The organism is Mesobacillus foraminis (assembly GCF_004340465.1).
Taxonomy (GTDB): Bacteria; Bacillota; Bacilli; order Bacillales; family Cytobacillaceae; genus Mesobacillus_B; species Mesobacillus_B foraminis.
Genome location: NZ_SLVV01000001.1, coordinates 355,487 through 376,369, shown reverse-complemented (window position 1 = coordinate 376,369; position 20,883 = coordinate 355,487). Strand labels below are relative to the sequence as shown.

17 protein-coding genes are annotated in these 20,883 nt (G+C 43.2%); 10 read left to right on the top strand and 7 right to left on the bottom strand.

Annotation, left to right across the window (positions count from 1 at the left end):
* Genes EV146_RS01775 through EV146_RS01755 form a run of 5 tightly spaced genes read left to right on the top strand, consistent with a single transcriptional unit; the run spans nt 1 to nt 8,947 of the window.
* Nucleotides 1-1,047 (top strand): HEAT repeat domain-containing protein, encoded by a 1,047-nt coding sequence (locus tag EV146_RS01775; protein WP_132001138.1) that lies wholly within the window; start codon nt 1-3, stop codon nt 1,045-1,047.
* The gene (locus EV146_RS01770; RefSeq protein WP_241993776.1) at nt 1,044-2,453 is read left to right on the top strand and encodes a glycosyltransferase family 2 protein; all 1,410 of its coding nucleotides are present in this window, start codon (nt 1,044-1,046) and stop codon (nt 2,451-2,453) included. The genes EV146_RS01775 and EV146_RS01770 overlap by 4 nt, the downstream gene beginning before the upstream one ends.
* Nucleotides 2,450-5,701, top strand: coding sequence for a hypothetical protein (locus EV146_RS01765; RefSeq protein ID WP_241993775.1), 3,252 nt, complete (start codon nt 2,450-2,452; stop codon nt 5,699-5,701). Before EV146_RS01770 ends, EV146_RS01765 begins: the two co-directional genes overlap by 4 nt.
* Nucleotides 5,698-6,063, top strand: a complete 366-nt coding sequence (locus tag EV146_RS01760) for a response regulator transcription factor (RefSeq protein ID WP_121609738.1) — start codon at nt 5,698-5,700, stop codon at nt 6,061-6,063. Before EV146_RS01765 ends, EV146_RS01760 begins: the two co-directional genes overlap by 4 nt.
* A complete protein-coding gene (locus EV146_RS01755; RefSeq protein ID WP_132001132.1) occupies nt 6,053-8,947 on the top strand; it encodes an ATP-binding protein in 2,895 nt (964 codons plus the stop codon). The genes EV146_RS01760 and EV146_RS01755 overlap by 11 nt, the downstream gene beginning before the upstream one ends.
* 40 nt (nt 8,948-8,987) lie before the next feature.
* Here the strand turns inward: EV146_RS01755 and EV146_RS01750 are convergent, their stop codons facing one another.
* Nucleotides 8,988-10,286, bottom strand: a complete 1,299-nt coding sequence (locus tag EV146_RS01750) for an NCS2 family permease (protein ID WP_132001129.1) — start codon at nt 10,284-10,286, stop codon at nt 8,988-8,990.
* Nucleotides 10,287-10,515: 229 nt separating this feature from the next.
* Between EV146_RS01750 and EV146_RS01745 the strand changes: the two genes are divergently transcribed.
* On the top strand, nt 10,516-10,695 hold the full coding sequence (locus EV146_RS01745; protein WP_121609735.1) for an H-type small acid-soluble spore protein: 180 nt from the start codon (nt 10,516-10,518) through the stop codon (nt 10,693-10,695).
* An 813-nt stretch (nt 10,696-11,508) separates the two neighbouring features.
* Here the strand turns inward: EV146_RS01745 and EV146_RS01740 are convergent.
* Together EV146_RS01740 and EV146_RS01735 are read right to left on the bottom strand one after the other, a co-directional pair.
* Nucleotides 11,509-12,507, bottom strand: coding sequence for an inorganic phosphate transporter (locus tag EV146_RS01740; RefSeq protein WP_132001126.1), 999 nt, complete (start codon nt 12,505-12,507; stop codon nt 11,509-11,511).
* Nucleotides 12,508-12,519: 12 nt separating this feature from the next.
* Nucleotides 12,520-13,137: a DUF47 domain-containing protein gene (locus tag EV146_RS01735; RefSeq protein WP_121609733.1), complete on the bottom strand. Its 618-nt coding sequence runs from the start codon at nt 13,135-13,137 to the stop codon at nt 12,520-12,522.
* Nucleotides 13,138-13,792: 655 nt separating this feature from the next.
* On the opposite strand from EV146_RS01735, the gene EV146_RS01730 reads away from it, so the two are divergent.
* On the top strand, nt 13,793-14,053 hold the full coding sequence (locus EV146_RS01730) for a GlsB/YeaQ/YmgE family stress response membrane protein (RefSeq protein WP_132001123.1): 261 nt from the start codon (nt 13,793-13,795) through the stop codon (nt 14,051-14,053).
* Between the two features lie 39 nt (nt 14,054-14,092).
* Here EV146_RS01730 and EV146_RS01725 read toward each other — a convergent pair whose 3' ends face one another.
* Entirely contained in the window at nt 14,093-15,013 is a 921-nt protein-coding gene (locus EV146_RS01725; RefSeq protein WP_132001120.1) for an RluA family pseudouridine synthase, read from the bottom strand.
* Between the two features lie 202 nt (nt 15,014-15,215).
* On the opposite strand from EV146_RS01725, the gene EV146_RS01720 reads away from it, so the two are divergent.
* Complete coding sequence (locus EV146_RS01720; protein WP_121609730.1) at nt 15,216-15,614, top strand: YhcU family protein; 399 nt, start codon at nt 15,216-15,218, stop codon at nt 15,612-15,614.
* A gap of 52 nt (nt 15,615-15,666) precedes the next feature.
* Here the strand turns inward: EV146_RS01720 and EV146_RS01715 are convergent, their stop codons facing one another.
* Both EV146_RS01715 and EV146_RS01710 read right to left on the bottom strand, forming a co-directional pair.
* Nucleotides 15,667-16,134, bottom strand: coding sequence for a thioredoxin family protein (locus EV146_RS01715; protein WP_132001117.1), 468 nt, complete (start codon nt 16,132-16,134; stop codon nt 15,667-15,669).
* Entirely contained in the window at nt 16,131-16,565 is a 435-nt protein-coding gene (locus EV146_RS01710) for a disulfide oxidoreductase (protein ID WP_132001114.1), read from the bottom strand. The genes EV146_RS01715 and EV146_RS01710 overlap by 4 nt, the downstream gene beginning before the upstream one ends.
* A 299-nt stretch (nt 16,566-16,864) precedes the next feature.
* On the opposite strand from EV146_RS01710, the gene EV146_RS01705 reads away from it, so the two are divergent.
* Together EV146_RS01705 and EV146_RS01700 are read left to right on the top strand one after the other, a co-directional pair.
* The gene (locus EV146_RS01705) at nt 16,865-18,406 is read left to right on the top strand and encodes a bifunctional GNAT family N-acetyltransferase/carbon-nitrogen hydrolase family protein (RefSeq protein WP_121609727.1); all 1,542 of its coding nucleotides are present in this window, start codon (nt 16,865-16,867) and stop codon (nt 18,404-18,406) included.
* Between the two features lie 148 nt (nt 18,407-18,554).
* The gene (locus EV146_RS01700) at nt 18,555-20,300 is read left to right on the top strand and encodes a phospho-sugar mutase (RefSeq protein ID WP_132001111.1); all 1,746 of its coding nucleotides are present in this window, start codon (nt 18,555-18,557) and stop codon (nt 20,298-20,300) included.
* A gap of 134 nt (nt 20,301-20,434) precedes the next feature.
* Here EV146_RS01700 and EV146_RS01695 read toward each other — a convergent pair whose 3' ends face one another.
* Complete coding sequence (locus EV146_RS01695; protein ID WP_121609725.1) at nt 20,435-20,689, bottom strand: YhdB family protein; 255 nt, start codon at nt 20,687-20,689, stop codon at nt 20,435-20,437.
* Nucleotides 20,690-20,883 lie beyond the last annotated feature (194 nt).

The following is a 20,883-nucleotide window of genomic DNA, read 5'->3' as shown; positions in this document are numbered from 1 at the left end:
ATGTTTCATAATGAAATAGGATTCCTGATTACTCTAACAGCAGCTCTGGTTTCTATATTATTGGTGCTGTTGGTTTACTTGATTATCAGGAAGGGACTGGAGCAAGTTAAACGCAGCAGGATTGAGGAATATAAAGCATTGTACAATGAACCTGTGTTTGAGTTTTTGCTCACCGGTTCATTCAACAGTTCCCTCACGATTGACAAAAATTCAAAAAGAGAGGCCTTCGAAAGCCTTTTAAGCCATTACTCGGAGATCCTGGAGGGGCAGGACGAGAAGGAAAACATGCAGCGGTTTGCGGAAGTTTACCTTTCTGACTATTACCGGGAAAAGCTTAACAGCCTAAAATGGAGCCAAAGAATGAATGCCCTATATTATATTGAGGATTTTCACATTAAGGTTTTAGAGGAAGAGATTGTAAGGTTCCTTGAAAGGAAAAAAATTTCCAAGGACGAACTTGTTCATTCATTGAGGATCCTCGCTGCTTTTCAACATCGGGAATTCTACCAGCTGGTTTCAGAAAAATACAACACCCTTACTTATTTGGAATATAGGACCATCTTTGCCCGCCTGGATGATACCCTGTTCAGCAAGTTCCTGGAAGGCTTTGATGAATTGCCTGCACCGATGCAGTACGCCCTTCTGGATATGATTGGATATAAAAAGGACACTAGATATTTGGCTTTTACAGAAGATGCATTCCAAAATAACCGTGGGGAGGTAAGGATTAAAGCTTTAAAATCGCTGGCCGCCATTGGCTATGTTCAATCAGTCGACCCCTATCTGAGTCTGCTGAAATCACCCGAGTGGCAGGAAAGGATGCTCGCTGCCAAGTTAGTTGGTTCATTGAGGGAAAAAACGGCACTTGATGAGCTAACCCAGCTCCTTCATGATCCTGTTTGGTGGGTCCGCTCCCAGGCTGGGCAATCGGTTATGATGTTCCCGGAAGGACGGGATGTGCTTCAAAAGGTTGCGGACAATACGAAAGATTTATTTGCCAGGGATATGGCAGTGGAATGGATCAACAGAGGAGGGCAAAGGGAATGAATGGCATTATGGAGACGATTGGACATTACTTTGCCTATTTTATACTTGCTTATATGGTTATCGTTATCTCCTTCTATGCAGTTGTCATGATAATTTCTGTTTTTCAGCTGAGAAAAGAATATCAGCTGGACAGGGACCAGTCCTTTGGTGATTACATGGAGGATATATACACCAGGCCGGTTTCCATTATTGTGCCGGCCTATAATGAGGAGGCTGGAATCGTTCAAAGTGTCCGTTCTTTGCTGAGCATCAACTATCCATCCTTTGAGGTCATTGTAGTAAATGATGGATCAAAGGACGGTACCCTGGAAAAGATGATTGACCAGTATGAAATGCAAGAGGTTCAAAAAGTAGTCAGAAAACAGGTGGATTGCAAACCGATTAAGAAAATCTATCAATCTGCCCTTTTGCCATCCCTTTATCTGATTGATAAGGAAAATGGAGGGAAGGCGGATGCTCTGAATGCAGGGCTGAATATTTCCCATTATCCATACATCTGCTCCCTTGACGGGGATTCTGTCCTCGAACGGGATGCGTTTTTAAAAGTGATGAAGCCGATTATTGATTCTAATGAAGAAGTGATAGCATCTGGGGGAAGCATCCGGATAGCCAATGGCTGTGACATACAAAATGGCAATATGATAAAAATTGGGCTGTCGAATCATCCACTGGTCATTATGCAGGTGATCGAGTATTTACGGGCTTTCCTGATGGGAAGGATCGGTCTAAGCAGGCATAATCTTTTATTGATCATTTCGGGTGCCTTCGGGGTCTTTTCAAAACATTGGGTCGTCGAGGCAGGCGGCTATAAAACCGATACTGTAGGAGAGGACATGGAACTGGTTGTCAGGATTCACAGGCTGATCAAGGAAAAAGGGATGAATAAAAGGATCGTGTATGTTCCGGACCCTGTATGCTGGACAGAAGTTCCTGAGGATATCACCTTCTTGCGCCGACAGAGACGCCGCTGGCACCGGGGGCTGTTTGAAAGTCTGTGGACCCACCGAAAGCTTACTTTAAATCCGAAATACGGACCTATCGGAATGATTTCCTTTCCATATTTTTGGATTGTGGAATTCCTTGGACCAATCGTCGAATTATCGGGTTATCTTTATATCATTGTCTCTCTTTTTATGGGAGGAATCTATATTGAGTTTGCTATATTAATATTCTTGCTTTCCTGCCTGTATGGATCACTCTTTTCAACGCTGGCGATCCTGCTGGAAGAATGGAGTTTAAGAAAATATCCCAAAGTATCCCACCTGCTGAAGCTTTTTCTCTATTCCTTGACTGAAACCATCTGGTACAGACCCCTGACGGTTTTTTGGAGGTGCCAGGGAATATGGCAAATGTTAAGAGGAGAGAAAGGCTGGGGTGAAATGAAAAGAAAAGGTGTTTCTCAATGAAAATGAATAGTGCAAAGCCCCAATGGATTGTATGGAGTGTTGTTCTTCTCGTTCTGCTGGCCTTTACGAGCCCATTTTGGCTATGGCAGATTTTTCCGAGCAAACAATTGGATGTTCTGATTGTGGATAAAACGGTCCCGGATCAGACTTACCGTGAACATAAAGGACTTGTCTGGGTCCTGAATAATGAGAAATATAAGAAGGAAGATAACACTGCCTATTCTTTGGAAAATGATTATATTGGCTTTAAACCTGGTGAAGATAAGACCGGGAAAGTGGACAGGCTTCCCAACAATCTTTCGAATTACGATGTCCTTTATCTTACTGATCAATATGGCGTCTATGAAGAAGAATTTTATGGAGAAAACGAGGAAGGCAAGCGATCAGCCAGCCTGTACGGGGGGCTTGAGGCATCGGAGGTTAAGACGCTTAGAAAAGAGCTTCTTAAGGGCGGGAAGACACTGATATCCGAGTTCAATACTTTTGCCAGCCCCACTCCGGAACCGGTGAGGGCTTCCATGTCCAATTTGCTGAACCTGGACTGGAGCGGCTGGATTGGCCGGTATTTTACCGATCTTAATGGAAAAGAGGTACCGGTCTGGATTAAAGAACAGTATAAATCCCAAAATGGCAAATGGGATGTAAAGGGGGCCGGATTCGTTTTAGTCAATCAGGATGACTATATACTGGTGCTGTCTGGTTCAGAGCTTAGAGGGGAAGGTCTCCGTTTTCAATTAACCGAGGCCGGACAGGATCATTTAGACCTTGACATTGATTCAGAATATCAATATTGGTTTGACATTGTCGAGGCTCGCAATACTGATGAAATCCTTGCATCATACGAGCTCCCGTTAACAGCAGAATCAAAGAAAAAGCTGGAAGGAAACGGGATTCCTTCTGAGTTCCCGGCAATTATCCATCATCAGAATACCAAATACGCTTCTTATTATTTCAGCGGTGATTTTGCTGATGAAGCGGAGGTTCCGGGAATCTATCAGACCAGGGGACTGACAGCCTGGAAACAGCATGTTACATCAAAAGATTCTTTTTACTGGAATACGTATGTCCCTTTGATGAAGAAAGTGCTGGCAAATGGTTTATATAAGGAACACAAACATGTCCAGCCTGAGCTCGCAGAAGCGGACGGGGTTACGTATAACAGCACGACCCAGGGATCTCATCTCCAAATCCAGAAAGATGGGAAATGGGAGGATCTAACCTTAAAAGGAGTCAATATGGGTATCGCCAAGCCGGGCCATTTTCCCGGGGAAACAGCTATCTCCAAGGATGAATATTTGCGCTGGTTCAAGGCAATTGGCGATATGAACGCCAACTCTATCCGTGTGTACACCTTGCACCCTCCGGAGTTTTATGAGGCTTTTTACGAATATAACCAATTGGCAGAGAAGCCGCTTTATCTATTTCACGGAGCCTGGGTGAACGAGGAAATGCTCGTGAAAAGCCAGGACTCGTTTTCAAAGGAAGTTAATGCAGATTTCGAGCGTGAACTGACGCAAATGGTCGATATCATCCATGGGAATGCGGAACTTCCGGAAAGTGCCGGTCATGCATCCGGTACATATAAAGCCGATATTTCCCCTTATGTTCTTGGATTTATTATTGGGATAGAATGGGATCCTAATGCCGCTTTAGAAACAAATAAAAAGCATGATGGAATGCCGCAGTTTAATGGAACCTATTTCAAGACCGAAAATGCACAGCCATTTGAAATATGGCTGGCGGAAAAGATGGAGTTTACTGCGGCTTACGAGGCAGAACAGTATGGCTGGCAGCACTCTATGAGTTTTACGAATTGGGTGACAACCGACCTTCTTGCGCATCCTGCAGAACCTTCGGAAGAAGAGGACATGGTTTCAGTCAATCCCAACAAGATAGCTAAAACCGATCAATTTAAGGCGGGGATGTTTGCTTCCTACCATATCTATCCTTATTATCCTGATTTCATGCATCTTGAGGAGAAATACACCAATTATAAAGATTGGGAAGGCAAAAACAATCATTATGCAGGTTATTTGAATGATTTGATCAAGGTCCATAATATGCCGGTTCTTGTAGCTGAATTTGGTGTTCCTGCCTCAAGAGGACAGACCCATCGGAATGATTCCGGAATGAACCAGGGCTTCCTTACAGAAAGGGAGCAGGGTGAAATAAATACCCGTTTATTTCAATCGATCCTGTCCGAAGGCTATGCAGGGGGAATTGTGTTTACCTGGCAGGATGAATGGTTTAAGCGTACATGGAATACGATGGATTTTGATAACCCAGAGCGCCGTCCGTTCTGGTCAAACAGGCAGACGAACGAGCAAAACTTTGGAGTTCTTGGATTTGAGCCAGGGAAAAAAGGTTCTCAGCTGTTTGTTGATGGCAACAGTGAAGATTGGGCCAAAAAGGGTGCTGAACCTGCTTACCAGGCTAAGGAAGGAATTGTAAAGCAAAGCTTCATCACCTCGGATGAAGCATATGTGTACTTCCGAATCGATTACCGCCAGCCGGTTGACTGGGAATCGCAAAATACCTATCTGCTGTTGGATACGATTGAAGGACAGGGCCAGAAAAGGATCCTGCTTGAAAAGGATGTCCTGCTTTCCGCAGACCATGGAATAGATTTTAAAGTCGAGCTGACAGGACCAGATTCATCCCGCATTCTTGTGGACAGCTACTATGACGGTTTTTACTATCAATATGGAGAACAGTTAAAAATGATCCCCAAAAAGGATTATGCAAAAAATCGAGAAAGCGGAATTTTCCATCCATTGAGGCTGGCGCTAAATAAAGAAATGACCTTGCCTTCTTCAGGGGAAAAGCTTCCGTTCCAGGCCTATGAAACTGGCAGGCTGAGGTTTGGAACAGCAAATACTGATGATAAAGATTTTGATTCTCTGACCGATATAAGCATTAGCAAGGACAAAAAGACAGTGGAGGGACGAATTCCATGGCAGCTGCTGAATGTAAAAGATCCCAGCACAAAAGAGATCATGGGCGACGTATGGAAAGGCGGCCTTGAGAAAAGCAAACAGGCAACAGGTATTACTGTGAGCCTGGCTGTCACGGAACACGGAAAACTGGCCACAACCTTGCCAAAGATGGATGGAGGCGAGGTCAAAATGGAAGATGCCTATCTATATAAATGGAAGGAATGGGAAGAGCCGCTATTTCACGAAAGGCTTAAGCAATCCTATTATTTGTTAAAGGATACCTTTGAAGAACAGGAGGGAAACAGGCCATGAGAATTTTGCTTGCAGAAGATGAAGAGATTCTAAGAATGCTGATTATGGATACACTCGAAGATGAGGATTACGTCGTCGATGAGGCCGCGGATGGCCAGGAGGCGATGGAATTTCTCAAAATGAATGTCTATGATCTGGTCATTCTTGATTACATGATGCCAGTACTGACCGGAATCGAAGTCATTCAAAACATCAGGCGGGAAGGTCATAATAAGGATGCAAAAATTATGATGCTTTCTGCGAAAAGCCAGCAGCATGAACAGGATAAAGTCCTGAAAGCGGGGGCCGATTATTTCATGGCGAAGCCGTTTAGCCCTCTTGAGCTTCTCGACAAGGTAAACGGGATTCTCCATGGAATTTAGGCCGCTGGCACGAATCAATAAGTATTTTCATAAAAGCCTGGCAAGACAATACATCTTTTTAATGGGCCATCTCGTTGTTGCCCTGGTTATCCTTGCGGCAGTGCTGCTATCTTCATTGCATTACCTGAATGAGTATTACAGCTCGCAGAACAAGGCACTTGAAAGGAAAGAAGCCCTGGCGACAGAAATCAATAAAGAATTCACATCCGTGTTCCTTGATATAAGGGGATATATCGCTTTCGGGAATAAAGCCCTTAAAGACCAGGCGGTGGGTCTCGAACCGGAAATCCGGTCGCATATCAGGGAGTTTAAAAAATATGCAGACAATCGGTCCGACAGAGAGTTTATTGAAGAGGTTGAGGAGTTCAGTGATTATTATTTTATTACAACTCTGCCGAAGGCGATTGAGGATTATGAAAGCGACCATGTCGAGGAAGTCGTCAATACCGCGAATACTCAGGCGACAGCAAGGCTTCAAGCTTTCCAGAAGGAACTCGATGACTACCTTGAAATCAATGAGGACCTTTTGGACGAGAGCTTTGAGCATCTAACCAAAATGCAGACCTATATCCAAATTGGTTTTATTCTTTTTGTTCTGATCCTTCTGCTCGTGTTTCAGCGTGTAACGAGGCTTATGTTCAAGCGCATCGGCCAGCCACTTTCACAGCTGGCAGCAGCGGCCAATGATGTGGCTTCAGGCAGAAAGGCGACTATAGAAGTGGATACAAACAGGGTGGACGAGCTGGGGATCCTGTCGCATGCTTTTAATAAAATGGTTCAAAGCATCAAGGAAAAAGAGCAGAATCTCATCTCGCAAAATGAAGAACTTGTTGCCCAGCAGGATGAACTGCAAGCCCAGCAATACGAGCTTGAAAACACTCTTGAGATTTTGAAAAGCAACGAGGAAAGAGTCAAGAACCGAAACAGTCTGGTTAATACTCTTTCTAATTCCCTGGATAAACAGGGGCTGCTGGAAAGCACGGTCCTCCATATGTGCAGGATTATCGAGGCCGACAGCGGAATTATTGCTTTGGTCGAGGAGGAGGCCGTTGCTTCTTTTGGAGTTTCACGAGCGGGGATGGACCAGTTCAAGGAGCATCTTTCAAACAGCGGATATATGGAGAGGCTTAAAGCTGAGAACAAGCCGTTCATTATTAAGCGGGAATCCCAGGCGTTTGAGAAAGGATTCCATACAAGCACCATGTATTTGTCGGACCTTTATCTGCCCATTTTTTTGACAGGGGAAAGACTTTTTGCAGTAATGGTTTTCAGCCGCTTTGGCGAACCTTTTGAAAAGAGGCTGATCGAGGAATACTCTGCGCTGGGCCAGAATATCGGGATTGCCCTCGATAAGGTGAACCATTATGAAAAATCAGAAGAAGAACGTGTACTGAACCAGGATATACTTGATACGATCAAGGAAGGTGTCCAACTGATCGGTACGGATGGCCGAATCCTTCAGGTAAATAAGCAGCTTTGCGAGATGTTTAATGCAACTGAACTGACAAATACCCCATGGCAGCAATGGACGAGCCTGATGCAGGAGGCCATTGTCGAAGGGGAGAAGTTTATTGAGTTTGTAGGGATTGAGCTTGATGGGAACCTGGAGGATCATCATTTTATCTACACAATGAAAAGAAGCAGACAAATTTACAAAGTGTACACAGAGAATCTGTTTCGCGGCAAAGATAAATTTGGGACTATCCTTGTTCATCGAAATATAACCAAGGAATTTGAAGTCGATCAGATGAAATCCGAATTTGTCTCTACGGTAAGCCATGAGCTAAGGACACCGCTTGCCAGTATTCTCGGCTTTACGGAACTGATGATCAACAGGGACTTAAAAGCTGAACGCCAGAAGAAATATTTGAATACCATTTACCAGGAAGCAAAGCGGCTGACGGCCCTGATCAATGATTTTCTGGATGTCCAAAGAATGGAAGCAGGAAAGCAGACGTATGAGAAAAATTATTTGAACTTGCTTGAGGTCATTGATAAGGTGATTGATCTTCAGCAAATCAACGCACCTAATCATAAAATAGAACTGGAGTCAGACTTTAAAGTGGTCCAAGTGCTCGGTGACAGGGAAAAGCTTGGGCAGGCTTTTACCAACCTTGTTTCAAATGCTGTTAAGTACTCTCCTTCAGGGGGCAATGTAACGGTAACAGTTAAAGCTGAAAATAATAAAGTCCTGGTCTCCGTAAAGGATGAGGGGCTCGGTATCCCTGAAGATGCAATGGCCAACTTGTTTACAAAATTCTATCGGGTTGACAATTCAGACAGACGGAAGATTGGTGGAACGGGGCTTGGCCTGGCTATTGTCCAGGAAATTATTAAAGCACATGAAGGAGAAATACATGTAAATTCTCAATACGGGAAGGGAAGCACCTTTACCGTTATCCTGCCAGGTGGAACCAAACCTTTGAATGAAGATAGGGACAAATTTAAGAATATTCATGGAAGAGACGGCTATAAGGTTCTGGTCATCGAGGATGATCAAAGTCTTGCAGAATTGATGACAGAGGAGCTGAATGGAAGTGGTTTTCAGGCCTTTCATAGTAAAAACGATGTGGAGACAAAGTCATTCCTGAAAAAGTTCATCCCCGATGCCATCGTCCTTGATATCCTTCTGGGCGACGAAAGTGTGAATGGCTGGGAGATCATGAACATTCTAAAAAGAAATGAGAAAACCCGGCATATCCCAATCATTGTCTCAACAGCACTGGACGAGAAAGCAAAAGGTTTTCAGCTGGGTGCACATGACTTCCTCGTTAAACCTTATCAGCAGAGCCGGCTATCAGCAGCAATCATGCAAACCCTGACAAAAATGGGGAAAGTCGGTCAAATCTTAATACCGGAAAATGATGAACATTCTAAAACGTAAAAAGCCCGCAAAATGCGGGTTTTTTACGTTTTAGGCTATTCTAGTGCGGCAAAAATGCCAGCTGGTAGAAAAACAAAAGTGCAAATACATACAAGAGCGGGTGTACTTCACGCCATTTTCCTTTTACGACTTTAAGGAGCGGGTAGGAAATGAATCCAAGTGCAATGCCGGTTGAAATGCTCGAGGTAAGCGGCATGCTTAAGATGATAAGGAACGCCGGGAAAGCTTCCTCAAGATCATTCCAGCGTACATTTGCAATACTGCCCATCATTAGGCTGCCGACAATGATCAGGGCTGGAGCCGTAATTGATGACAGGCCGGATACAGCCCCAACAAGCGGTCCGAAGAATGCAGACAGGATAAACAGCCCGGCAACAGTGACAGCTGTCAGACCGGTGCGTCCCCCTGCAGCGACACCTGAGGTCGATTCAATGTAGGCAGTTGTTGGGCTGGTGCCGAACATGGCTCCGGCAGCGGTTGCGATCGAATCTGACAGCAGAGCCTGTTTTGCCCGTGGCATTGTATTTCCTTTCATGAGTCCAGCCTGGTGGGCTACCCCGATCATTGTTCCGGTTGTATCAAAAATCGTAACAAGGATAAAGGAAAAAACAACTGCATAAAGACTGTGCGAAATTACGTCTCCTAATGCCGCAACAGGATTCGCAGTAATGAGGCCATCCGGCAGGGAAGGCAGTGAAACAAATCCTTGATCAAAGGAAAGATGTCCTGTAAAGAAAGCAAGGATCCCCGTTATGATCATCCCCAGAAATAAAGCTCCGTTGATATTAAGAACGAACAGGACCAAGGATACTGCCAGCCCAATCAGGGCCAATACAGCAGAAGGAGAGTGCAGATCGCCAAGCCCAACAAGATTTGTCGGGTGGGCTGTAATAATTCCGGTTAGACGGAGTCCAATAAAAGCAATGAACAGGCCGATCCCCGCCGTAATTCCGTGCTTCAATGTTTCAGGGATCGCTTCAATTAGTTTTTCCCTGAACGATGTCAGGCTTAGAGCTACGAAAATCAGTCCTGCAATAAAAACGGCAGCAAATGCCGTTTGATAAGAGATTCCCTGTGTTCCGACGACTGTATAGGCAAAATAAGCGTTAAGGCCCATTCCAGGGGCAATGGCTATTGGATAATTGGCAAACAAGCCCATCCATAGCGTCCCAATAACGGCAGCAATGATAGTCGCGGTAAAAACCTGTTCAAATGGCACTCCGGCATCTGCCAGGATCACGGGGTTCACCACGACGATATACACCATTGTAAAAAACGTTGTTAAGCCTGCCAAAAGTTCCGTTTTGGCATTCGTGTTGTTTTCTTTCAATTTAAACATATAAGTTCCTCCAAAATATACGAACAATTTTAAGCACAAATTATATAATATTCGTTCGGTGCTTTTTTTTCAAGGGCAGAATGCTGAGGTTCTAATTCCTAGTATGCCTAATGTCCTTTCAAAGAATCTTTGAAAGCTGCAAATATCATGACAATATCTGTAGACTGGCCGAAGAGAAGAATAATATCGCACTGTGTTGAAAAAAATAGGAAGGAAAGGGGTGAAGAGTATGGATGCAAAACGGGTAAAACAAATCCTTTCCTCTCCCGCGGAAATTCCTGTTACATACAATGGGGCTGCTGTATGGATCGATCAGTTAAATGAAGACGGAAGGACAGCAACTGTCCACTTAAGAGGACCGCTGGAAGAACGGACAATCGTTGAGATAGATGAACTGACTGAAGAATAATTGACGATAAAAAAGCCGGCGTGGTTTCAACTTGCCGACAAAGGGTTCGGAAGGCTCATTCCGAACCCTCTTTTTATCTTCTTGACTAGGAATTCAGACGTTTTAGAACAATACAGAGTTCCGTTTGTCAATTGCCAGCTATTCAGGTTCAGGAAACAAAAGTATGATCTACTATTCGTAAGCCTGTTAAGGTTGTCCAGCACATGTTCCAAGGTCTGAATCTGCTTAATACCGGCTGCTGAAGTTGTACTGAAAAGCACGATCAAAGGCTTAACTGGACTTTCATGCCACCCAGAAAAATAAACGAAGTTAAAATTACCGGAAAAACTCCGCTGTCACGTGCTCGACACTAGTTTTTCAATAAAACTGAATAATTGATGCATAAACTAAAATAATCTATCGATAAACGGAAACGATCGATGCATTACTCAAAAAAATCTATGCATAAATCATTTCCAAGGTCCGAATCCACTAAAAACCTGCTGCACATCTTCTTCTAAAGAGACAAAAGGTCCTAAAAAAAAGCTCAAAACAGGCTCCCGTTCCGATCCACATGCCACCTAAAAAAGAATATTGAATAAAATACTTTCAAAAAAACGCTTTTCAACAAGCTGTCACAGTCTTTTCAATAAAAACCAACCGTTCACACACCTTTCTCCATAATTTTATCTGCAGGAAATCCCTGATTGACAGAAAGCTCAGCGCAGATATCAACAGGTCCGATTTAGAAAACAAATAAAAAAACTGTAGACAAGCCCAATTTTCATCGAGTTGTCTACAGTCTGAAGCCGGGAAAATTCTCCCGGCTTTTTTCTATAAGATTGCATTTAGCAGCAAATAAGTAAGTCCAGCGATTAATGCTGAAATCGGAAGGGTGATGACCCATGTGATCAGCATTCTTTGCGCGGTGTCCCATTTTACGCCTTTGACACGGTGTGCAGTACCTACCCCAAGGATGGAGGAAGATATAACATGTGTCGTACTGACAGGCAAATGGATGAATGTAGCTCCAAAAATAACTGCAGCTCCAGTTAAATCGGCAGCTACCCCATTGATTGGGCGGATTTTCATAATTTTTCCGCCAACTGTCTTAATGATCTTCCAGCCGCCTACAGACGTTCCCAGTGCCATAGCTGCAGCACAGGAGAACTGGACCCAGAACTGGATATCATCATGCGTCTGATAGCCATTTGTAATCAGGGCAATTGTAATAATCCCCATCGCCTTTTGGGCATCATTCGTTCCATGTGTAAATGATTGTAGGGCCGCCGTTCCGATTTGCACGAGGCGGAAATTCCGGTTTGTCTTGGTTAAGTTATTATTCCTGAAAATTACCTTGAAGATGCTGTAAATAATGTAACCAACCGCAAAGGCAATCAGTGGCGAGAAAATCAAAGCTTGGATAATTTTTAGGAAGCCCGTGTAATTCAATGAATCCAACCCTGCAGCAGCGATAGCCGCACCCGCAACTGATCCGATAAGGGCATGGGAGGAACTGCTCGGAATTCCGTAATACCAGGTAAGCAGGTTCCAGAAGATACCGGCAATGAGCGCCGCCAAGATGACAATTGAACCATTCTCCAGCTGGAACGGATCAACAATATCCTTTGTAATAGACTTTGCAACTCCTGTAAACGTTAAAGCTCCTACAAAGTTCATGGTGGCTGCCAGGATAATTGCATGTCTTGGCTTTAACGCTTTCGTTGAAACCGAGGTTGCAATAGCATTGGCCGTATCGTGAAATCCATTAATGAAATCGAACGCCAGAGCGAAGACGACGATCAATATTGTAATGATTAATATTGCATCCATTTTCTTGGCTCCTTATGCGTTTTTCATAATGATGCTCTCGAGTGTGTTAGCGACATTCTGACAGTCATCTGCAATATCCTCAAGATTCTCATAAATTTCCTTGTATTGAATGATTCGGATAGGGTCTTTTTCGACAGAAAACAGGTGTTTAAGTGACTGACGAAGGACACCATCACATTTTGTTTCGTAATCTTTGATTTTAATTGCGTGCTCTCTGATCTGAGGAAGCTTTTTCGTGCTAAGGAGCTGCACAGACAGTTCAATTTCGGCAGCTGATTCCTTTAAAGCTGAAACAAACTGATGCATATACTCATCTGCAGAGGTAATCGAGTAGATTTCAAATAGGTTCGCACATTCCTCCATGCCGTCAAGGACATCATCCATGCTCATTGACAGGGCAAGGATGTCTTCTCTTTCAATGGGGGTGATGAAGGCATTGTTCAGTTCACGGATTACTTCATGAACGTAATTGTCACCTTTTGTTTCATATTCCTTCATTTTTTCTGTGAAAATCTTCAGGTCGCTGACAGTGGAAAGCTTGTAATCCGCGAAGAAATTAGCTCCCTCTTTTAAATTAACTGCAATATTTGACAATAAATTAGCGAATTTGTCCTGTTTCTTAAAAACCATGTTTTAACCCCGTTTCTTCCAGAAAATAAAATCTCAGCGAAATTAATAATAGCGGAAGTTTGTCGAAATATGAAGTTTTAAATAAAAATTTTTACAAAAACTTTACATTGAAACGGTTACATATTTAATACTTTTGGTTATCAGCATTCATTTAATACAACCCGCTTTTAGAAAAAACCAAACCTAAAATAAGAATAAGCCCATTTTTTTCTTATATTTAACATGTTAGTTTAGGACAAAATTTATGCGGGAACAAAAAAATTGAAATCAAAAACTCCGGTGAAAACCGTTTATATAGATCAGGCGATTGCAGATGGCAATCGCTTTTTATATGGGTTTAAAAAGGGTAGCGAGGTAAATGGATGCTTTATCCATATGTCTGGATGAGTAAATGGAAAGCCTTTAAAGCATACTTGTTTTAACGGGGATGTTTTAAGTCTAGAAATGGGTGGTAATAATACTGTACAAGCAGCCGGCGAAAGGTTAAGTACCTCTCAAAGGAACATGCTTGATGATCATAAGGCAAAAAGCTTTGAACGCTCCCGGGATGCACGTTTGTTATTGAATTGCTTTATGAAACCAGGCTTCTGCTTAACTAAGGGAACAGCCCTTACTTGGACTTTAAAAATTTATTTTAAAAAGGAGGACAACAAAGATGTTAAGTTTTCTTTGGTCATTAATTATTGGTGGTATTATTGGTTGGTTAGCCGGCCTAATTATGGGAAGAGATATTCCAGGTGGAGTAATTGGCAACATTATCGCAGGTTTCATTGGTGCCTGGATTGGTCAAGCTATTCTTGGCGATTGGGGTCCTGTCGTTGCTGACTTTGCCATCTTGCCGGCGTTGATTGGTGCCATTGCACTGGTATTCATCGTCAGCCTGATTATGAAAGGCATGAGAAAGTCTACAGACTAACAAAAAAAATCCTTCCTCCCGGGGAAGGATTTTTTTTTGTTAAATAGAATATAGGTCAATATTTTGGAATATTGCCGGGTCATCTTTAAACGGGGCATGGCAAGTGAGAACTTCTCCGGTTAAAGGGTGTAATAATTCCATTTTCACTGCATGGAGGGCCTGTCTTATGTAAGAACTGCTTCCTCCGTAGAGCGTGTCTCCTGACAGGGGATGTCCCATGTCGCTGAAATGGACCCGAATCTGGTGGGTGCGTCCTGTTTCAAGTGAGCAGCGAACAAGCGTCTTATGTTCTTTACTCATTAGCCGGATCACTTCATAATTGGTAACAGCTTTCTGGCCTGTTGGTGAAACTCTTCTCCGAACGGAATGATGGCGGTCTCTTCCTATGGGTTTAATGATCTTTCCTTTTTTCTGTGTAATAAGCCCGTCCGTGATGGCCAGGTAGGTCCTTTTGATTTTTCGTTCTTCCAGCATCCTGTCCAATATAGCTCCTGCGAGGGCGGTTTTTGAAAATAAAACAGCTCCAGTCGTATCACGGTCCAGTCTATGGATATGGCGGACATTCAATGTTTCCCCGCTGGCTTGAATATGAAATGCGGCAGCATTGGCGAGGGTATTTATTTGTCCAGGTTCATTGGGATGAGTGTCCATTCCGGCCGGTTTATTTAATATCAGCAAGTGGTCATCCTCAAAGAGAACTTCTATTGGATGGTAGGCAGGAACTGCGGACGGTTCTTCCTCCTGGAAAAGATGCAGTTGAAGCTTGTCTCCAGGAATGAATAATTTGTTCCAGTCAGGGCTTCGGCCATTAACAAGCACCTTTTGTTCCATTCTAAGTGCATGAATCATTTTTTTCGGAGCTTTCCAGATATGTCGAAGCAAGTGGTCCAACGAGCAGCGCGCCCATTCTTTGGGGACAATGATCTCGTACCAGCTTCCCTTTCTTGATGTTTTTACCATATAAATCCTCCGTTTTCTCCGTACGTCTTCTGTCGTTTATTGCCCATAGTTAAAATCTGCCTCACTGCTGGCAGCGAAGGGCTCTGTTGTCAACTTTTACCGCCATCATGGGCATAATTACCACGCTTTTGAAACCTGGGTCTATGGTATTCTTATTGTATATAAATAGAGAGCTAAGATGGTTTTAAAGGTGGGTTTGTCATTGAAGATTGTTTTTGCGTCAACACCAGGACAAGAGGAAAAAGTTGAAGAGCTTGCCCGGTATTTTTATTCTGAAGTTTTACCGCGATATTTTAAAGATGAAGAAATTATGGAATTTGAAAATCTTAAGGTCTTACATACGACAAAAGACCATTTTGAAAATTTCAGCACATTGGGAGATGCTTATCGTGTGATTGCCAGCTTGCAGACGATCATATCCATTTTGGAATCACCGAAAATCTCCGAAAAGTATCATTCTTTGTTCCGAAAGAATGTAAGAACCTTGACGGAATTCGGGCTTTATTTCCCGTTCCAGTTTCATCAATTCCTCAATGTCCGTCATGACAACGAGGATTACATCAGCATCTACTCCAAAGCTGCCAACAGTATTCTGGCATAAGGGAACGCCTGCGGGTTGCAGGCGTTTTTTTATGGCTTCTTCTTTATTATCCTCACTTACTATTTTCATTAAACCAACTTTTAAATGCAGATTCCTCATTGTAGCCGACAATCCGGTTTACTTCTTTTCCATCTTTGTATTGTACAATGGTAGGTGTAGATTCAATGCGATACTGATTCCAGCCGTCTTCATATTCCAGGAGGTTGAACTGGACCAGATCAATGTCCATATCTTCTGCAAGCGGCGCGACAATCGGTGTTGTCCTTTGGCAGTGAGGGCAAGTAGGACTGTAGAAATAGACGGTAGCATCTTCTCCGTTATCAAGCTTTTTTTCCAGATTATCTGGTGTAATGATGTTTTGATAGTTAGGATCGTCAAGCTGCTCTACCGTTTCCGGATGGAGGGTATCCTTGCCATATGGGTTGCCTTCAGCTTTTTGTTCGTTTTGGGCTTTATTGATAAAAAACATCGCCGCAAACAATCCAATAATAATGACTAAAAAAATAATAACTTTTTTCATTCGTTTCTCTCCTTTGTTCTTTTCCACAAAATAAAGCTTAAAATAAAAATGATCATGAAGGCAGTGAGGGCCAGAAAAGGAATCGTGATAAAGCCAAGCCAATTAATATACTGCCCGCTGCACGGGACCCTTCCGCATGTATCAGCATTATCCGCAAGGAAAGGCACCTTTTGTAAGCAATAGTGATAGAGGGAAACAAGTATGCCCAATCCTGATAATATCATGGAATACAGAGAGATGCGATAATCCTTGATTACAATGGCAATCCCTAATATCAATGAAAAAGGGTACATAAGAATTCTTTGGTACCAGCATAGTTCGCAAGGTTCGTACTGCCGGATCTCAGAAAAATACAAACTTCCGAAAACAGCAATGACTGATGTGGCCCATGCCGCAAACAGGATGGATTCCCTGCTATCTTTTTTATCCATGATCGTTCTCCCCCTACGGGTGCAGGCATTGCTCAAACTGCACTCGATACAAAGTGTTTTTTCTGTTCCACTTAATATTAAGCAAAAAGTCCAATATGTTCAATCGGGATGATTAATTCCTTGGGGAGCTAGATTGCAACGATGAACGGGCCATACTTTGCCCAGTAAGAACAGCACAATGAAAAAGCTTCAGCCCACAGGTTACAAATGGGCATCTTATTGGGTATAAGTAAATGAATAAAGATTTAAAATGAAGATAAATAGTCATTTATTGTTAGTGGAAAAAGGAGCTGCCAAAGATGTCAAAGCTAGATTTAACGAAGTTCGAGAAGAAAATGATCATCCGAAATATGCAAAGGGAGGATATTGACGGCATTATTAAAATGCAAAATGTCTGTTTCCCCGGGATGGAACCCTGGAAACGGGATCAGCTGGAGAGCCATTTGAGCATTTTCCCGGATGGCCAGTTTGTGGCGGAATATGATGGAGAGGTGATCGGGTCCTGCTCAAGTTTAATCATCAATTTTGATGAGTACGATGACAGACATTCCTGGGATGATATCACCGATAATGGCTATATTACGAACCACAATCCAGAAGGGTATAACCTGTACGGCATAGAAGTGATGGTGCATCCGGATTACCGCAAAATGAAGGTTGGACAGCGCCTCTACGATGCGAGAAAAGAACTGGCAAGACAGTATAATCTCAAGAGCATTATTATTGGAGGCAGAATCCCCAATTACCATCTTGTTGCAGGTGAAATGTCCCCTAGGGAATACGTAGACCAGGTGACGTCATTGAAGCTGTATGATCCAGTTCTAAGCTTCCAGCTGAAAAATGAATTTACTTTGATGAGAATCAACCGGAATTATCTCCCGGATGACAAAGCGTCTAATAAATACGCAACTCTAATGGAATGGAACAACGTCGATTATCATCCGAAGACCAAGCGATTCTTTAAATCCAGTAATCCGGTCAGGATTTGTGTTGTGCAGTATATGATGAGGCAGATTAATTCCTTTGAGGATTTTGCGAACCAGGTGGAGTATTTCACGGATGTAGCTGCAGATGCGGGTTCAGACTTTGCTGTATTCCCCGAAATTTTCACTACTCAGCTAATGTCGTTCTTAAATGAAAAATCTCCTTCTTTGGCTGTCAGGAAGCTGACTGATTTTACAGAGCAGTATATTGAGCTGTTCACTGACTTGGCCGTTCGCTACAATGTGAACATCATAGGCGGGTCTCATTTTGTTAAAGAGGATAATGACGAAATTTACAATATCGCCTATCTTTTCCGCCGGGATGGAACCATTGATAAGCAGTACAAGCTGCACATCACTCCTAATGAACGACGCTGGTGGGGCATCAGCCAGGGGAATGAGCTCAAAGTCTTTGATACGGACTGTGGTAAAATCTCCATTCAGATTTGCTATGATATTGAGTTTCCCGAGCTTGCCAGGGTGGCAACCGACATGGGGGCCCGAATTATCTTTACGCCATTCTGTACAGAAGACCGTCAAGGCTATTTGCGTGTGAGGTACTGTGCACAGGCAAGAGCGGTTGAAAACCAGGTATACACAGTAATCTCCGGCACTGTTGGAAATCTGCCCCAGACGGAAAATATGGACATTCAGTATGCACAGTCGGGTATTTTTGCCCCATCAGACTTCGAATTCTCCCGTGACGGCATTGTAGGGGAAACAAATGCGAATATTGAAATGGTCCTTATTGGAGACGTTGATCTGGAAATTCTCCGCCGCCAGAGGCAGGAAGGGACAGTACGCCATCTCCTTGACCGCCGGCACGACCTTTTCAAGGTAGAATATAAAAAGAAATAATGCCTTTTAGCGGTTTTGAAGGGTGTGCCCTCTGAATATGTTCTTTCATGCAGAGATTCCTCGAAATATGTCTTAAATTATAGGTGTCGGTTATACCGCAGAAATATTATAATAATAACTAATGTTATTTAGGGAGGCACATTTACACATGGATTGGATGAAAAAAGCCGAAAAATGGCTAAATTTTAATGAGCTCGATTCAGAACTGAAAAGTGAGCTTGAACAATTAAAAAATAATGATCAGAATCTCGAAGAGGCTTTCTATAAGGATCTTGAGTTTGGAACTGGCGGAATGCGCGGTGAAATTGGTGCCGGAACGAACAGAATGAACATTTACACAATTCGAAAAGCATCAGCCGGCCTTGCTGCATTTATTGAAGAAAATGGGGATGAAGCAAAACAGCGGGGTGTAGCCATTGCTTATGATTCACGCCACAAATCTCCGGAATTTGCCATGGAGGCAGCGAAGACATTGGCAACAAGGGGAATTAATACATATGTGTTTGAGGAATTGCGCCCTACACCGGAATTGAGCTTCGCAGTTCGCCATCTCCATGCATTCGCCGGTATTGTAATCACGGCCAGCCATAACCCGCCTGAATATAATGGCTATAAGGTATATGGCGCTGATGGGGGACAGCTTCCGCCAGACAGCGCGGACACTGTCATCGCAAAGGTAAATGAAATTGAAAATGAATTAAATATTGAGGTTCAGGATGAACAGGAACTCAAAGGCAAAGGGCTGATCAACATGATCGGGCCTGAAGTAGACCGAGCTTATTTGGAAAAGCTGATGACCATTTCAGAGAATCCGGGACTTTCCGATGAAACGGATGTAAAGATTGTTTTCACGCCCCTTCACGGTACAGCTAATATCCCCGTCCGGAATGGACTCTCTGCAATGAAGTATCAAAATGTGACTGTTGTAAAGGAACAAGAACTTCCAGACCCGCAATTTTCAACCGTTAAAAGCCCTAATCCTGAAGAGCATGCGGCTTTTGAACTCGCTATTAGGGAAGGAAAGAAAATCGATGCCGATATTCTGATTGCTACAGACCCTGATGCTGACCGCCTGGGGATTGCTGTGAAGAATGAGGAAGGCGAATATGTTGTTCTGACCGGAAATCAGACAGGCTCTCTTTTACTTCATTACATCCTGACGCAAAAGAAGGAAAAGGGAGCACTTCCGGCAAACGGAATTGTTCTTAAAACAATTGTGACTTCTGAATTAGGTAGAAGTATTGCTGCTTCTTTCGGCATTGATACAATCGATGTACTCACAGGGTTTAAATTTATCGCAGAGAAAATCAATGAGTATGACCAGACCGGGGAGCATAAATTCCTGTTTGGATATGAAGAGAGCTACGGCTATTTAATCGGCGACTTTGCACGTGATAAAGATGCTGTTCAGGCCGCACTTCTTGCGGTGGAAGTATGTGCCTATTATAAGAAAAAAGGCTTGTCCTTATATGAAGCACTGCTGGGCGTTTATGAGCAGTACGGCTACTATCAGGAAGGGCTTCGTTCCCTCACATTAAAAGGCAAGGAAGGCGCCGAGCTTATCCAAAAAACTCTTGCTGCCTTCCGTGCGGAACCGCTGACTCATTTGGGCAGCCGCAGTGTGGCTGTCTCGGAGGACTACCTTACTGGAGTAAGCAGAAAGCAAAATGGTACCGAAGAGCGAATTGACCTTCCTAAGTCCAATGTACTTAAATACTTGCTTGAAGATGGTTCATGGGTATGTCTTCGTCCTTCAGGCACTGAGCCAAAAATTAAATTTTACTTTGGGGTAAATGATAAAAGCTTTGCAGACAGCAGGAAAAAGCTGGAGGAGCTCGAGAAAGATTTCATGGAGCTTGTGGACAAAAAGATGGAACAGGCTAAAAATCAGTAAATCATCAGGCCGAAGGGAAGGAATATCTCTTCGGCTTTTTATTATGCCCCATAACTTTGAGAATTAAAAAAGAAACAAACGGCACCTTAATAATGGGTGCCGTTTTTGTTGGTGGAATTCTAAAAAAATATGGGCTATACCTGCAACGCTGGCTCAGCAGCAAAGCAGTCAGTGTCAGCTGCTTCATTTGCATGGTCGATGTATCGAAGCAGGGAATATAAGTGTTTTTCGATCACTGAATAATCCTTCTCAAAATTATACGCATGAAGGAAGTGTTCAATTTTTTTTGCCAGGAACTGATCTTTGGTCCGGACCATCAAGATCAAAAGATTGTCCCACTCAGACCTATGCGTATAATATAGAGCGCGGTCGTAGTCAACTTTATTCATTTGGCTTTCCTCCTTATGAGGAACTGATAATAGTATATGGAGACCGGACGAAAATCCTCTGTGCAAAACTTGGCGGCATGATAACGAAAGGCTTTTCAACATTTACCTGTATAATAAGTGCTCCTGTAAAAGGGAGTAAACAGGTTAAAGTTTCCAAAGAATAAAAGGGGAAACCCTGCCACAGCCTTTCCCGG

Bases quoted from the DNA above. Each gene is read 5' to 3' on its own strand.
- EV146_RS01775 (WP_132001138.1), top strand. From the start codon at position 1: ATGTTTCATAATGAAATAGGATTCCTGATTACTCTAACAGCAGCTCTG.
- EV146_RS01770 (WP_241993776.1), top strand. From the start codon at position 1,044: ATGAATGGCATTATGGAGACGATTGGACATTACTTTGCCTATTTTATA.
- EV146_RS01765 (WP_241993775.1), top strand. From the start codon at position 2,450: ATGAAAATGAATAGTGCAAAGCCCCAATGGATTGTATGGAGTGTTGTT.
- EV146_RS01760 (WP_121609738.1), top strand. From the start codon at position 5,698: ATGAGAATTTTGCTTGCAGAAGATGAAGAGATTCTAAGAATGCTGATT.
- EV146_RS01755 (WP_132001132.1), top strand. From the start codon at position 6,053: ATGGAATTTAGGCCGCTGGCACGAATCAATAAGTATTTTCATAAAAGC.
- EV146_RS01750 (WP_132001129.1), bottom strand. From the start codon at position 10,286: ATGTTTAAATTGAAAGAAAACAACACGAATGCCAAAACGGAACTTTTG.
- EV146_RS01745 (WP_121609735.1), top strand. From the start codon at position 10,516: ATGGATGCAAAACGGGTAAAACAAATCCTTTCCTCTCCCGCGGAAATT.
- EV146_RS01740 (WP_132001126.1), bottom strand. From the start codon at position 12,507: ATGGATGCAATATTAATCATTACAATATTGATCGTCGTCTTCGCTCTG.
- EV146_RS01735 (WP_121609733.1), bottom strand. From the start codon at position 13,137: ATGGTTTTTAAGAAACAGGACAAATTCGCTAATTTATTGTCAAATATT.
- EV146_RS01730 (WP_132001123.1), top strand. From the start codon at position 13,793: ATGTTAAGTTTTCTTTGGTCATTAATTATTGGTGGTATTATTGGTTGG.
- EV146_RS01725 (WP_132001120.1), bottom strand. From the start codon at position 15,013: ATGGTAAAAACATCAAGAAAGGGAAGCTGGTACGAGATCATTGTCCCC.
- EV146_RS01715 (WP_132001117.1), bottom strand. From the start codon at position 16,134: ATGAAAAAAGTTATTATTTTTTTAGTCATTATTATTGGATTGTTTGCG.
- EV146_RS01710 (WP_132001114.1), bottom strand. From the start codon at position 16,565: ATGGATAAAAAAGATAGCAGGGAATCCATCCTGTTTGCGGCATGGGCC.
- EV146_RS01705 (WP_121609727.1), top strand. From the start codon at position 16,865: ATGTCAAAGCTAGATTTAACGAAGTTCGAGAAGAAAATGATCATCCGA.
- EV146_RS01700 (WP_132001111.1), top strand. From the start codon at position 18,555: ATGGATTGGATGAAAAAAGCCGAAAAATGGCTAAATTTTAATGAGCTC.
- EV146_RS01695 (WP_121609725.1), bottom strand. From the start codon at position 20,689: ATGAATAAAGTTGACTACGACCGCGCTCTATATTATACGCATAGGTCT.